Annotated in this window: 9 protein-coding genes; 1 reads left to right on the forward strand and 8 read right to left on the reverse strand. The window is 65.0% G+C overall.

Translation table 11 applies throughout. From position 1 onward, the window contains the following. Nucleotides 1-8: 8 nt before the first annotated feature. The 8 genes from ASF32_RS22315 to ASF32_RS22350 all read right to left on the reverse strand — a co-directional run bounded on the left by ASF32_RS22315 (nt 9) and on the right by ASF32_RS22350 (nt 10,045). Nucleotides 9-1,358, reverse strand: a complete 1,350-nt coding sequence (locus ASF32_RS22315; protein WP_056433916.1) for an ABC transporter substrate-binding protein — start codon at nt 1,356-1,358, stop codon at nt 9-11. Nucleotides 1,359-1,390: 32 nt separating this feature from the next. Continuing rightward, nucleotides 1,391-2,449, reverse strand: a complete 1,059-nt coding sequence (locus ASF32_RS22320; RefSeq protein ID WP_056433919.1) for a branched-chain amino acid ABC transporter permease — start codon at nt 2,447-2,449, stop codon at nt 1,391-1,393. Nucleotides 2,450-2,453: 4 nt separating this feature from the next. Then, nucleotides 2,454-3,335: a branched-chain amino acid ABC transporter permease gene (locus ASF32_RS22325; protein WP_056433922.1), complete on the reverse strand. Its 882-nt coding sequence runs from the start codon at nt 3,333-3,335 to the stop codon at nt 2,454-2,456. 13 nt (nt 3,336-3,348) lie between these two features. After that, nucleotides 3,349-4,119 carry an ABC transporter ATP-binding protein gene (locus tag ASF32_RS22330; RefSeq protein WP_056433926.1) on the reverse strand — a complete coding sequence of 257 codons (771 nt, stop codon included), beginning with the start codon at nt 4,117-4,119 and terminating at the stop codon, nt 3,349-3,351. Nucleotides 4,120-4,127: 8 nt separating this feature from the next. Continuing rightward, nucleotides 4,128-5,537 (reverse strand): LLM class flavin-dependent oxidoreductase, encoded by a 1,410-nt coding sequence (locus tag ASF32_RS22335; protein ID WP_056433930.1) that lies wholly within the window; start codon nt 5,535-5,537, stop codon nt 4,128-4,130. Between the two features lie 47 nt (nt 5,538-5,584). Continuing rightward, nucleotides 5,585-6,853: an SfnB family sulfur acquisition oxidoreductase gene (locus ASF32_RS22340; protein ID WP_056433934.1), complete on the reverse strand. Its 1,269-nt coding sequence runs from the start codon at nt 6,851-6,853 to the stop codon at nt 5,585-5,587. A gap of 47 nt (nt 6,854-6,900) precedes the next feature. After that, nucleotides 6,901-8,370 carry a carbohydrate porin gene (locus ASF32_RS22345; protein ID WP_056433937.1) on the reverse strand — a complete coding sequence of 490 codons (1,470 nt, stop codon included), beginning with the start codon at nt 8,368-8,370 and terminating at the stop codon, nt 6,901-6,903. 673 nt (nt 8,371-9,043) lie between these two features. Next, nucleotides 9,044-10,045: a helix-turn-helix domain-containing protein gene (locus ASF32_RS22350; RefSeq protein ID WP_056433940.1), complete on the reverse strand. Its 1,002-nt coding sequence runs from the start codon at nt 10,043-10,045 to the stop codon at nt 9,044-9,046. A 568-nt stretch (nt 10,046-10,613) separates the two neighbouring features. Between ASF32_RS22350 and ASF32_RS22355 the strand changes: the two genes are divergently transcribed. Beyond that, complete coding sequence (locus ASF32_RS22355) at nt 10,614-14,264, forward strand: flagellin (RefSeq protein WP_056433943.1); 3,651 nt, start codon at nt 10,614-10,616, stop codon at nt 14,262-14,264. Nucleotides 14,265-14,332 lie beyond the last annotated feature (68 nt).

The raw sequence follows: 14,332 nt of genomic DNA on the forward strand, positions 1-14,332 counted from the left end.
GCCCCCTATCAGCGTGCGCTGGCCTCGGAAGATTCGGCCGTGCGGGGGACGATGCCCTTCTCCTTCGCGTAGGCCGCGGCGCGCTCGTAGATCAGCGGCAGCAGGAGTTCGCGGTCCGACTTCACCCAGCCGTTGCTGACGACGGCCCATTTGGCACCGTCCCATTGCAGCACCTTGCCGGCGCCGCCGCCCTCGTGATCCTTGATCGAGAGCTCGAGGGGCTGCACCAGCCCCTCGGCGCCGATCTGCTTAAGGCGGGCTTCGTCGAGGACGAGATGTTCGAGGCCCCATTGAGCCTCCTCGCCGGTGATGGGCCGGTGGCCGAAGCGCGCTTGCGCCGTTCGGATCGCCTCGACGGCGATGATCGTCTCGATGATCCCCGAATTGTAGTAGACCGAGCCGAAGCTCTTCGCATCCCGTAGGTCACTGCGGTTCTTATCGACGATCTCCGTCTTGATCTTCTTGAGGATCTCGAAATCCTGGCCTGCGGGAAAGGGCGTGATCGCCAGATAGCCCTTGCCGACGCTCCCGGCGGGCCGGACGTCCTCTTCCGATCCCGACCAGATCCCACCGATGATCCGGTTGACGGGAAAGCCGGTCTTGGCCGCGGTCTTGATCGCCACCGGCGTCATCACGCCCCAACCGCGCAGGAACACCCAGTCCGGCTTGATCTGACGGACACGCGCCCATTGCGCGGACTGGTCGTTGCCGGGATGGGGCACCGGGATCTGGATGTTCTCGAACCCGTATTCTTTCGAGAGGATGTCGAGGGGCGTCTGGGTTTCCTTGCCGTAGGGGCTATCGTGATAGATCGTGGCGATCTTGACGCCGTTGAGCTTGTCCTTTCCGCCCACCCGCTCGGCGATGTAGTTCACCACCGAGGAGGCCTCGCTCCAGAAACTGAAGAGCACCGTGAAGCTATAGGGGAAGACCCGTCCGTCGATGGCCTCGGTGCGGCCGTAGCCGGTGGTGATCAGCGGGATCTTGTCGGCCACCGATTTCTCGGTCAGCGCCTTCGAGACCGGGTCGCCATGCGGTAGGAAGACCGCCACCGGCGACCCGTTCTTGCCGCCCTTCACCCGTTCGTAGCACTCGACCCCCTTCTCCACCGCCCATTCGGTCTCGCACTCGTCCCAGAACAGCTTCACGCCGTTGATGCCGCCTTCGACCTCGTTGATGTAGCGCAGGTAGTCGATCACCCCCGCCCAGGAAGGGATGCCGGAGGACGCGTAGGCGCCGACCCGGAAGGTCGCCAGCGGGAAGTACTGCTCCTTCGCCTCCCCGGCCGAGACAGGCGCCGCCAGGGCGAAGGAGGCCGCGACCGCGGCGGCGCGGATCGCACGGGTGAGGATCGTCATCGGGAAACTCCGGGAGTGTAGGGGCGAGGGGATCAGGCGCGCGCGGCGAGGCGGCGCCAAAGGCGGCTGGCGAGGGCCGACAGGCCGTCCGGCTCGTGGATCAGCAGCCAGACGATCAGGCCGCCGAAGAGGATGTGCTGGAGGTTCTGCAATTGGCCGCCATCGATGGCGCCTCCGAACGCGATCCCGGCCACGTGGCTGAGGAGGATCGGCAGCAGGACGATGAAGGCCGCGCCGATGAACGAGCCGGCGAGGCTGCCCATCCCGCCGATGATGATGACGAACATCACCTGGAACGAACGGTCGAGATCGAAGCTGCGCGCATCCACCGTGCCGAGATAGGCGAAGGCCCAGAGCGCACCGGCGATGCCGCAGACGGTGGCGCCGACGAAGAAGGCCTTGAGCTTGGCCTGCACAACCGGGATGCCGATCACCGCGGCGGCGGTGTCCATGTCGCGCACGGCCATCCAGATGCGGCCGGTCTGGCTTCGCACCAGGCGCCACGCCACGGCCGTCACCAGCACCACGGTGCCGAGGGTGAGGAGGTAGCGCCCACCCGGCCGCGACAGGTCATACCCGGCGATGGCCAACCGTGGCGCCGAGATCGTGCTCGATGAGGCGTAGTTGGAGAACCACGGATACTGGTTCAGCACCCACTCGATCAGGAACTGCGCGGCCAGTGTCGTCGCTACGAGGTAGAAGCCTTTGATGCGAAGAGACGGCAGGCCGACGACGAGCCCGACCATACCGGCGATGAGGCCGCCGAGGACGAGACTCACCGGCAACGGCAGTTCGGGCACCCGCAGGAGCAAATTGTAGGTGGCGTAGGCCCCCGCCGCCATGAAGGCGCCGGTGCCGAGCGAGGCTTGGCCCGCATAGCCCATGGTCAGGTTGAGGCCGAGGCCCGCGAGCGTCATGATCAGGAACGGGATCAGGATCGCGTTGAGCCAGTAATCGCTGGCAATGGCCGGTACCGCTAAGGCGGTGGCGACGAGGAGCGCCAGCATCACGGCCCGGGCCGGCAGGATCGGGACGATGACGCGGCGCAGGAATGCGGGGGCGGGCATCATTGAGGCCGAGGCGGGGGGCATCTGGTCAGACCCTCTCGATGGTGCGCTCGCCGAACAGGCCGGAGGGCCGGGCGAGCAGGAAGGCGACGGCGAGCACGTAGGCGAACCAGGTGGAGACGCTGCCGCCGAGCAGCGGGCCGAGATAGATCTCGGCGAGACTGTCGCTCGCCCCGACGATGAGACCGCCGACGATGGCGCCGGCGATCGAGGTGAAGCCGCCGATGATGAGGACCGGCAACGCCTTCAGGACCACGAAGCTGAGGGAGAACTGGACGCCCTGGCGTGCGCCCCAGAGTAGGCCCGCCACGAGGGCGACGAAGCCGGCGGCGGCCCAGACCACCGCCCACAGGGTCTGCAGCCGGATGCCGATGGAGAGGGCCGCACCCGGATCGTCGGCGACGGCGCGTAGGGACAGGCCGATCCGCGTCCGGTCGAAGAAGAGCGACAGGGCGATGACGAGCGCGCCCGCGCTGGCTGCTGCGGCGAGATCGAACTGGCTGAGCTGGATCGGCCCGAATGCGATCGGCGTGTCGGGAATGCCGAGATCGAGCTCATGCACGCTCGCTCCCATCAGGAGCTGCGACGTCCCCTCGATCACGTAGGAGAGCCCGAGGGTCGCCATGAACAGGGTGATCTGAGGCCGGTTGGCCAGGGGGCGAAGCACGACCCGCTCCACCGCCACCGCCACCGCTACCAGGATCGCCAGGGTGATCAGGCCCGAGAGCCAGAGTTCGATCCCCTTCTCCCGCAGGGTGACGAAGGTGAGCGCAGCGCAGAGTACCATCGCGCCTTGCGCGAAGTTGAAGACGCCCGACGCTTTGTAGACCAGCACGAAGCCGATCGCGACGAGGGCATACATCACCCCCGCCAGCAGGCCGCCGGCCAAGGTCTCGAGGAAGAAGCTCATGGCTGGGAAGGCCTCAATGGGGCGTGCCGAGATAGGCGGCGATGACGGCCGGGTCGGTGCGGATGGCCTCCGGCGTGCCGTCCCCGACCTTGCGGCCGTAATCCAGCACGACGACGTGGTCCGAGAGGTCCATGATCACCCCGATATCGTGTTCGATGAGGACGATGGTGGTGCCGAACTCGGCTCTCGCATCCGCGATGAAGGCGCTCATGGCGCGCTTCTCGTCCTGGTTCATGCCCGCCATCGGCTCATCGAGCAGGAGGAGCGTCGGCCGGCCGACGAGGGCACGGGCCAGGTCGACGCGCTTCTGGACCCCGTAGGACAGGGTGGAGACGATGGCGTCGCGATGGGCCGACAGATCGAGAAAGGCCAGGATGGCCTCGGCGCGGTCGCGGAAATCCGCGGTCTCGGATGCGTCGCGGAATACTCCGAAGGCATGCTCGACGAGGGTTGTGCGGCTATGGCGCGTCAGACCCGCCAGGACGTTGTCGAGGACGCTGAGTTTCCCGAACAGGGCCGCATGCTGGAAAGTGCGTCCGATGCCGCGTCGCGCCGCCTGCAGGGGACGGATACGGGTGAAGCGCTCGCCCTCGAACACGACCTCTCCGGAATCCGCCCTGTAGACGCCGTTGAGGATGTTCAGCAGCGAACTCTTGCCGGCTCCGTTCGGCCCGATGAGCGCGCAGATCTCGCCGCGCTCCACCGTGAAGCTCAGGGCGTTGATCGCCTTGATGCCCTTGAAGGCCAGGGAGACATCGGTGAGTGTGAGGATCGGATCGGGCATGGCCGGTCTCACTCGGCCGCCGCGGCGGGGCGGAGCGCGGCCTCCCGTGCCTTCACCGCCTCGATATCGCGATAGGCATGGGCCGGGTGGGTCTCGGGCAGGAGCGGCCCGCGACCGAACAACTTCTCGCGCAGCGTTCCGGGGCGATAGGCTTTCGGATAGGCGCCACGCTTCTGGAGCTCGGGCACGAGCAGGTTCACTGCGTCCTCGAATGTCTCCGGCGTGACCGCATAGGCGAGGTTGAAACCGTCGACGTCCGTCTCCTCGGCCCATTCCTGGAGGATGTCGGCGACCGTCGAGGGAGAGCCGACGAAGACCGGCCCCAGGCCGCCGATCCCGCCCCAGCGGGCCAGCTCCTCGATGGACCAGGGCTTCTCCGAGCCGGCAAAATTCTCCACCATCGAGACGATGGCGTTGGTCTCGACCTTTCGGATCTGATCGGTGGGCGCGTATTGCCCGAAATCGATCCCGCTCCAGCCCGACATGAAGACCAAAGCACCGTCATAGGACGTATAGCTCTGGTATTCTTCGAACTTCGCTTGCGCCTTCTCGTCGGTCTCGGCCACGATGACGGTGGTGAGGTTGTAGACGAGGACGTCGCGCGGATCGCGGCCCGAGGCCGCCGCTTTGGCGCGCACGTCAGCCACATAAGCCTTGAGGGTCGCCTTGATCGGGGACGCCACGAACACGCATTCGGCATGTCCCGCGGCGAATGCCTTGCCGGGGCCTGACGCGCCGGCCTGATAGAGTACAGGCGTGCGCTGGGGCGACGGCTCGCAGAGATGATAGCCCGGCACGGTGAAGTGACGGCCCTGATGCGCGATCTCGTGGACCTTGGCCGGGTCGGTGAAGATACGCCTGTCGCGGTCGCGCTGGACGGCACCGTCCTCCCAGCTGCCCTCGAACAGCTTGTAGAGAACCTCGACATACTCGGCCGCGACCTCGTAGCGGTTATCGTGCCGCTTGAGTCCGCCTTCGCCGATATTCTTCGCCCCACTCTCCAAATAGGAGGTGACGATGTTCCAGCCGACCCGGCCCTTGGTGTGGTGGTCGGCTGTCGAGAGGCGGCGGGCGAAGGTGTAGGGGTGCTCGAACGAGGTCGAGGCGGTGATGCCGATGCCGAGATGCTCGGTGGCGAGCGCGATCGGCGCCGCGAGCTGGATCGGGTCGTTCACAGGGATCTGCGCCGCCTGATGCAGCGCGTGCCAGTTCGATCCCTTGTAGACGTCGTAATAGCCCACGACGTCGGCGATGAAGATCCCGTCGAAGATGCCCCACTCCAAGGTCTTGGCGAGATCTGTCCAGTATTCCAGGTCCTTGTACTGCCAGGACCGGTCGCGCGGATGCGCCCAGAGGCCCGGCGACTGGTGGCCGACACAATTCATGTCGAAGGCGTTGAAGCGGATCTGGCGGGTCATGGATCAAGTCCGTTGAGGCGGGCGGTCGGCTCCGAAGCGCGGTTGCGTCAGCTCCAGGGATGGCGCGGCGGGTGAATACCGTTGAGGTAGTGGTTGCCCACGTGGAACAGCTTCCAGCGAACCGGGTCGTGGAGCGTGTGGGTGCGGGCGTTGCGCCAATGGCGGTCGAGACCGTGCTGGGCCAGGGTCGAGCGGGTTCCCGCCAGTTCGAACAGCTTGTTCGTCGCCAGGATCGCGATATCGGTGGTCAACACCTTGGATTCGGCGGTCCGCACGGTGGCCTCGCCAACATTGGCTTCGGACGGATCGGTATGGGCGCGGTCGATGGCCTTGCCGGCAATGTCCAGAAGGGCTTCGGCGGCGTGCAACCGGATGGAGAGGTCGCCGATTGCCGCGATGGTGAACACGTCCTCCGACGCCCGGTCCTGGCCGCTATCGACCCAGGGCCGGCTCTTCGTCCGCACGAACGCGATGGTGTCCTCGATGGCGCCCCTGGCGATGCCGGCATCGATCGCCGACTGGATGATCTGCGAGACCGGTCCGGCGATGGTGGGACGGTCGAACGCCTTGACCGGCAGGAGGCAGCGGCGCGGGAGGCGCACATTGTCGATGTTCACGCTTCCCGATGCCGTCGTGCGTTGCCCGAAGCTCGACCAGTCGTTGCTGATGCTGATCCCGGGCGCGTCCCGGTCGGCGAAGGACAGGAAGCCTTGCCCGTCCGGGTCTATGGCGACGATGGGAATGATATGCGCGAGAAGCGCACCGGTGCTGTAGAATTTCTGGCCGTTGATGACCGCCTCGTCGCCCTCATAGCGGATGGTGGTCTCGAAGGCGGCGACGGTCTTGCTGTTGAGTTCGGAGAAGGCGTTGCCGAAGCGCAGTCCCGCCAGGACCCAACCGAAGAATTCGGCTTTCTGGGCGTCGGTCCCGTCGATGTCGATATGCGCATTGATCGCAAGATGGTTCTGGGTGATTTGCGCGAGGGAACTGTCGGCCGCCGCGATGATCGCGATCACCTTCGCGAGCGTCGCATAGGAGAGCCCGGGGCCGCCATAGGCTTTCGGCACGTTGATCGCCCACAGGCCGCTCTGGGAATAAGCGTCGAGTTCCGGCAGGGGCAGGAGTCCTTCCCGGTCCCTCAGCGCGGCTCCCACCGCGAAGTCCGCCGCGAGCCGCGTCGCGGTGGCGATGGCGTCCTCATCCGTCCGGATCACGTCCGCAGGTCGGTCCGGCCGTGGCCGCGGCGGGATCGGGTCGTGTGAATTGACCCGGGGGTGCACGGTATAGTCGATGCTGGTCTCGGTCAGGGAACCCATGATGGCCCTCCTTCTGAATGATGGTGGCTGTGCGACGATCCGGGGCTTCAGCCCGGAGACAGACCGAAGATCGCTCCCAGCGGCACGATCAATGTCGCACCGACGTAGAAGCCGTCCTTGCTGCGGTTGGCGGTGTAGGGGTTCCAGTAGGAATTCCCGTTGACCAAGTATTGAATCACCGGTTCGAAGAAGATGCCCTGGCCGAGCGCCAGATGGGCGTTGGCCTCGAAGACAAGCTTGTCGCGGGAATACGGTGCGCCGGTCCCGCCCGAGATGAAGTTGGCATCCGAGAGGAACTGCGCGTAGTCACCCGCGATCCGCTGCCAGTTCACCTTGACCCCGTAACGGTCGAAGGGACGCGATTGGTCGGGGGCCTGGAGGGTGACGCCCGCGAACGCGTTCCAGCGGATCGGAATGGTCGGGTCGGGCGCGTAGGCGAGGCTGGTATAGGCCTGGATGGAGGTCGGGTTCAGGTTGGCCGCGTCGGCACCGCCATCGGCTCGCCAGACGACCTGGCTCGCGGTGAGGATCACGCCCGAAGTGCCCGATTTCTGCAGCACCGGGGCGCCGGGATCGAGTCCCTTCGAGGTGCCGAACACCGTCTTGAAATTATCGGCGTGGTCGGCCGTGTTGTAGAAGCCGGTCAGCGCCACCCGGCTCGGATAGGGATCCGTCACGAAGGTCGTGGCGTGCCCGGCCTCCGCGAGGACCAATGCGCCAGTAAGCGGCTCGTAGTTCCAGTCGTAGCCCGACAGGAAGTTGGCGCCGCTTGTGACCGCGAAAGCGCCGGCCTGAACGTAATCCTGCGCCGACAGCTTGTAGGCGACGTTGCCGCCCCACACGCCGTAAAGCGGTGAACTCAGGCCGGCATTGATCTGGAGGATGTCCTGAAAGCAGCTGACGCTCGATTGGCAGGGCGGCAGCGCATAATAGCGATTGGGATGGGTGCGTCCGACCTCTATGGCCAGCCGATCGTCGAACAGGCGCTGCTCGTAGGTCAGCACCGAGAGGCGGGCGAAGTCGCGGTTGAAGGTCGGCTGATAACCGATCGTGGTATCGCCGATGTCTCCGCCCATGTTGCGGTTGTTCCAACGCAAGCCGAAGAAGGTCTGCGTGTAGTGGAACCAGCCGCCCTTGATGCCGGCGATCCTGTCGAGATCGGCGTCGAGGCTCAGCAGATAATAGGTCGAGTTGGATAATTGTCCCGGACGAAGTCCGGCGCTCGGATTGGAGAAGAAGTATTCGTAAGCATTGACGTCGAAGCTGAGGCCATGGGCGGCGAGGCTGGCCGCATAGGGCGCCAGCGGCCCATGCCATTTCTCGGTGCCGTCCGGTGCGACGCCGATCGCGCTCGGATCGGTACGGGGGCCGGCCTCTCCGGTAAAGGTCTCGATCGCGCTCGGCGACTGAGCCCATGCGCCCGTCAGACCGAGCGGCAGGGTGCAGGCGAGGCACGTTCCCAGCAGGGCGCTCTGAAGGCGGCGGCTATGAGACGGGGAATTCGCGAAATCGGTCATCGAGGCTCGTCTCTCGCGGGCATGCGGGTGCCATCGGCGGGCGCAAGCACGCATTCGTGAAGTCGAAACGGAATGGAGTGCAGGCCGGCACAAGACAAAGCATGTCTCGCGCAATGTTCCCGCTGTTGTAGCCCTGTCTCGAAGTGGAAAATTCCCGCTTCTGAACGAGCTTAGCTTATGAATAAATATGCAATGATATCGAAACGAACGTCAATGAACGGTGTTGCCTAATTTATCGACTCTCTCGGAAGATGATTTCCTCCTGGGACCACATTTGAAAATACGATTGCTGACGTCGTGATACCGGCGGTCCTGGCATTCAATCCGAGATAAAACGTCTCGATGCCGTCGTGCCCACGGAGGTCCACGGCCGTGCCGTTCAGGACGCTGTGACCGTTTTCGAAAAAGACCGCCCGAACCGTCGATCTTGGCCGAGATCGAGGTGATCGCCGTCCATTGCGAGGCATGCTCGCCCTGGTGGTCCAGGACCATCCGCACCGCGCCGGCACGAACCTCAGGGGAATACGGTGGGATTCACTTCGCCCTCGCTCCGCCCTCTCGAGAGTGGGAGCCTCTGGGAAACACGGAGCGGTTCAACGGCCGAACGGGCCGCAATTACGATAACGCTCCTCACGATCGGACGGGCGACGTCTCTGCCGATCTCGTGTGGCGCTCAGGCGCTGAGGCTCCGCATCCAGCCGAGCAGCACCGGAATGCTATCTTGGCTACGGTGCGCGACCAGCCGCTCCTCCAGTGCCTCGCTCGGAAGGAATCCGAAGCGTCTGCGAAAGGCACGGCTGAAGGTCTTCTCGTCGGAGAAGCCCGTGGCGTAGGCCACCGACGAGATGCGCGGGCGCCCGCCCGCCGCGCCGAGGAGCTTCATCGCCCGCAGCAGGCGCCGCTCGCGGATGTAGCTGGCGACCCCGCCCTCATGCTCGAAGAGCCGGTAGAGGGTGGCCCGCGAAAGCCCGAACTGGGTGATCAGCGTATCGATCCCAAGGGATTCCGAGGCCAGTTCCTGCTCGATGAACTGGCAGATGGCGATCTTGTTGAGCCGGTCGAGGGCCGGCGCCTGGTTCACGTCGGGCTGGAAACAGGCGGCGCAGAGATCGGCGGCCGCGCTCGACAGGTAGCGCAGCTGGTGCGCCTCGGCGGAGGCGGCGCTGGCCACCAGGCCGGACAGGTACGTGTAGGAGAGGTGCCGCACGGGGGCCGAGCGGTAATCGAGGGGTTGCCCGTGCAAATTCTCGATGGTGGCGATCTGGTCGCCGAGGAGCTTGCGCGGCAGCATCACGTTGGTGGCAGAGACCGGCCCGGCCTCGCTGACGATCGGCTGGGTGAGGTCGAAGACCACGAGCTGGGAAGCCTTGATCTCCACTGAGCGTCGAGCGGCGCCCATCCGGCTTTGGCCGGCGGTGTAGAACTGGATCAGGATGTGGTCGACGCCCTGCCGGGCGATGGTCCGGGCCGAGCGCTTCAGGCGCTGGGCCGGCGCGGTCACGGAGCCGATCAGGGCTTCCCCGAAATGATACGTGGTCAGGGCGATCGGCGAGGCCAGATCGGCATCCGACGCGAGCTCGGCCTCGAAGACCGGCGCAAGATGATTGCACCAGGACTGAGCCAGCAAAGCCGGATCGGTGGGAGCGATGAAACGGTCGCAGAGAATGCCCGTCATAAATCAAGGCCTTCAAAACGGTGAAGGCCCATGGTCGTCACGCCGCAGCACGGAACCTGATGTCTTATGGAAGCTTCGCCCTGAGACAGATTTTCTAATGGCGGCATCATCAACCGATACTCGAAAGAGAATTCATCTCGACCATGACTTTGTACAAACAGACCACATCCTAGAGATAGAGAAGTACTTACGTACAACATCACCAGCATAACATCATATTTTAATAAATCTTTAATTTACGGAGACTTGGATTTCAACGTGATCGGGTCGCGATGAACAGTCTTATCGGCCGATTGTGATCCGGCCGGCCGTCAGGGTCATTTGAAACGGGCCGGCGACCAAGGCAAGCAGGCCAATCCGCATGGGGGCTCGATTATGAGACAAAAACGACTATGTTTGAGATACGAAGTAACCTAAAGACGATTTGAGACACTATGCTACTTAGGTGAGACGCATTGCCCCTCAATACAAACACAATTCGAGCATCAATTAAGATGTCGATAAGTGGATCACCCCCTGTCTGGGGCGTCGCCAACAGGGCGATGTCTCGATCAACAGGATCCGCCCGATGTCCGGCAGCATCACCCTCACATCCGCAACGCGCCAAAACCTGCTCTCGCTCCAGGACACGGCAAACCTGCTCTCGACCACCCAGAACCGGCTCTCCACCGGCAAGAAGGTGAACTCGGCGCTGGACAACCCCACCAACTTCTTCACGGCGCAGAGCCTGTCGGCGCGCTCCAGCGACATCAGCTCGCTGCTCGACGGCATCTCCAACGGCGTCCAGGCGATCCAGGCGGCGAGCCAGGGCATCACCTCGATCACCAAGCTTCTCGAAACCGCCAAGTCCACGGCCAGTCAGGCGCTCGCCGACAAGACCGGCGGCAGCAGCGGCATCAGCGGCGGCGCGACGGAGCAGGCTGCCAAGGTGACGGGCACCTCGACCTTGGCCTCCCTCGGCACCACCGACGCCACCGGCGAAACCACGTTCGACTTCTCCGGCCCGACCAAGGACGCCTCTCTCGAGATCACCCTCGGCGGCACCAAGTCGACCATCCGCATCGATTCCGCGACCCTCGCCTCGTCCGGCACCGACCTCTCCAAGATCACGTCGGACCAGCTCCTCACCGCCATCAACGGCCAGATCGCCAACAACAGCGCGCTGGCCGGCAAGGTCACGGCCGGCACCAGCCCCGACGGCCGCATCACCTTCGCGACCACGACGACGGGCGCGTCCGCCAGCCTGACCGTGGCGGGCTCGGCCAATTCCACCATGGATATCGGCTACGGCAAGTCCACCACCACGCCGACCTCCGCCACCGTCACCGCCAATGCCGCCCTGGCCGTCGCCACGGACTTCTCCACCGGCAGCGCCTCCCTGGTGGTCAGCGACGGCAACACCTCGGTCCAGGTGCAGCTCGACAAGAACTCGGCCACCGACGAGCTCGGCGGTACGCTCGGCGCCTCGGCCTCGCGGGAGGATGTCGCAAAGGCGATCAACAAGCAGCTCAAGGATAGCGGCTCCACCGCGACGGTTGAACTGTCCAGCACCAACAGCCTCGTATTCAAGTCGGCCGATGTCGGCCCCGACGCGCAGATCTCCGTGATCGGCGGCATCGACACCACGGGCGGCAACAGCGCGGCCGGCATCGGCTTCAGCACCTTCACCGCGAGCACGCCGGTCGCGAGCTCTCCCGCGGCGGCGGATTCCACGGACTCAACCGACAGTACCGCGGTAGCCGCCCAGACACTGACCACCGGTACAGCGTCGGTCAAGGGTGCCGTAGCTTCCACTACTGCAGTCCCCGAAACATCCGACCTCGGCGCCGGTCAGAGCACGACCTTTTCGGTCACCGACGCAGTCGCCAACAAGACCATCAACATCACGATCAACAAGGACTCGCTCGACGCGAACGGGGCTGCTCTTGGAACGACAGGCATCACCGACGATAAGATCCTCGAAGCAGTCAAGCGGCAGCTTACGGCCGCCGGATCGGGAATCGTCGCGACCTTGTCCGGAGGCACGGAAGGTGCACTGAAGTTCGAGAACGCGGCCGTCGGCGCTGGTAGCGACCCAGTCCTCACGACCCAGGGCAACAACCTCACCGATCAGATCGGCCTGTTCAGCGCGCCCTCGACGACGGTAGCCGGGACGATCGCCGCGAACACCGACCTGACGGAGGGCAAATCCGCCACGTTCACCGTCACCGACGGCACGACGCCGAAGACCATCACCATCGATGCGGCGAAGCTCGACGCATCCGGCACCGCGATCGGTACCAACCCGAACCAGCAATCGCTGGTAGAGGCCATCAACAACCAGCTCAGCGGCTCGGAATACTCCGCCTACATCGATAGCTCCAACAAGCTGACCTTCGTCGGGCCGAACGATACGGCCGCAGCCCCGCAGATCACCAACGCCTCCGATACGATCGGCCTCGGCCTCGGCACAGCCAACACGCTGACGGCCACCAACGAGGCGACCACGCCGTCCGCCAGCACCGCCGCGAAGGTGACTGCGACCGGTACGGCGGTCTCTGGAGCATCGGGCGATCTCTTTGCCCTGACCACCACCGCGAACACGTTCTCGATCAGCGACGGCACCAAGACGGCCAACATCTCGATCGCTTCTGACACCCCCTCCAGCAGTAGCACACTCGGCGAAGACCCGAGTCAGGACGAGATCAAGGCCGCGATCCAGGCACAGCTCGACGAAGCCGGCGTCAACGTCACCGCCGCCTTCAATGCCAACAAACTGGAATTCACCTCGAAGGGGGTCGGCACCAGCGGCACCGTCACGCTGACGCGCGGTGTCGACGGCACGGGCGCTGCGGGGCTCGGCATCGGCTCGGCGGTTGCCGGCGAGGAGCCCGTGACCGCGACCGGCATCCCAGCCGGTTCCATCGACCTGTCGGGCGGCAAGTCGAGCGCCTTCACCATCGGTGACGGCACCAGCACCAAGGCCGTTACGGTCTCGTCCACCAGCCTCGACAAGGATGGTAATGCCATCGGCGAGGCGGCGACGCAGGACAAGGTCGCCGAAGCCATCCAGGTCCAGCTCGACACCGGCGGCATCAAGGCCACCGTCTCCTTCGTGGACGACAAGCTCCAGGTGAAATCGAACGCCGTCGGCACCGGCGCCGCCGCTCCGACCCTGACCGCGACCAGCGACACCGCCGGCCTCGGCCTCGGCACCACCACCACCGCCAGCAGCACCCCCGCCGCGGGCGGAGGCACCGCCGCCGCTGGCGTCACCGCCTCCGGCACCGAGGCGACGGACGGCTCGTCCAAGGCCTCCATCGTCGGCACCGAGCAGACCGTGACCAAGGATTTCAGCGGCACGAAGGACGCGTCCTTCACCCTGAAGCTCGGCACCGGCCCGCTCAAGCTGATCACGCTCAACAACACGAACCTCGGCACTTCGGCCGCCACCAGCCAGACCGCCATCGCCAAGGCGATCAACGACCAGATCAACGCCGATACCGGTCTCGCCGGTAAGGTCGAGGCGAGCTACGTCAACAGCAAGCTCGTCATCTCGACGAAGTCCTCCGGCTCCGACCAGAAGCTGACCATCCAGGCCGCCCAAGTCACGACGGGCGGAACCGCAGGTGTCGATATCGGTTTCGGCGTCTCTGGATCCGGCGCCACCTCCCAGACGGCGTCGGGCACGGATGTGGGCGGCAGCAAGGGCACCAGTTCGGTGCGCTCGGCCCTGGCGCAGCAGTTCAACCTGATCCTCGAGAAGATCACCCAGCAGGCCCAGGATTCCGGCTATAACGGCGTCAACCTGCTGTTCCGCAACAGCAACAGCGCCGCCGACAACACCCTGCACATCGCCTTCAACGAGAAGAACACCTCGGCGCTGGACATCCAGGGCGTGAAGTTCGATGCCGCCGGCCTCGGCCTCGACGCCGTCGAGGGCGGGTTCCAGTCGGACACCGATATCAACGCCGCCATCGAGCAGCTGTCCGAAGCCACGACCCAGCTGCGGACCCAGTCCTCGACCTTCGGCGCCAACCTGTCGATCGTGCAGAACCGTCAGGACTTTTCGAAGAACCTGATCAACATCCTCGACACCGGCGCCGCCAACCTCGTGAACGCGGACCTCAACGAGGAAGCCGCCAACTCACAGGCGCTGTCGACCCGCAACTCCATCGCCACCTCGGCGCTCTCGCTGGCCAACACGGCCCAGCAGGGCATCCTCCAGCTCCTCCGCTAAGCGCGCGCACTTACGGGGACCGGCGGTCAGCGCCGGTCCCCGCCCCATCCGACGATCGATCCAGGCCC

The organism is Methylobacterium sp. Leaf91 (assembly GCF_001422815.1).
Lineage (GTDB): Bacteria > Pseudomonadota > Alphaproteobacteria > Rhizobiales > Beijerinckiaceae > Methylobacterium.

Bases quoted from the DNA above. Each gene is read 5' to 3' on its own strand.
- ASF32_RS22340 (WP_056433934.1), bottom strand. From the start codon at position 6,853: ATGGGTTCCCTGACCGAGACCAGCATCGACTATACCGTGCACCCCCGG.
- ASF32_RS22345 (WP_056433937.1), bottom strand. From the start codon at position 8,370: ATGACCGATTTCGCGAATTCCCCGTCTCATAGCCGCCGCCTTCAGAGC.
- ASF32_RS22330 (WP_056433926.1), bottom strand. From the start codon at position 4,119: ATGCCCGATCCGATCCTCACACTCACCGATGTCTCCCTGGCCTTCAAG.
- ASF32_RS22325 (WP_056433922.1), bottom strand. From the start codon at position 3,335: ATGAGCTTCTTCCTCGAGACCTTGGCCGGCGGCCTGCTGGCGGGGGTG.
- ASF32_RS22350 (WP_056433940.1), bottom strand. From the start codon at position 10,045: ATGACGGGCATTCTCTGCGACCGTTTCATCGCTCCCACCGATCCGGCT.
- ASF32_RS22355 (WP_056433943.1), top strand. From the start codon at position 10,614: ATGTCCGGCAGCATCACCCTCACATCCGCAACGCGCCAAAACCTGCTC.
- ASF32_RS22335 (WP_056433930.1), bottom strand. From the start codon at position 5,537: ATGACCCGCCAGATCCGCTTCAACGCCTTCGACATGAATTGTGTCGGC.
- ASF32_RS22320 (WP_056433919.1), bottom strand. From the start codon at position 2,449: ATGCCCCCCGCCTCGGCCTCAATGATGCCCGCCCCCGCATTCCTGCGC.
- ASF32_RS22315 (WP_056433916.1), bottom strand. From the start codon at position 1,358: ATGACGATCCTCACCCGTGCGATCCGCGCCGCCGCGGTCGCGGCCTCC.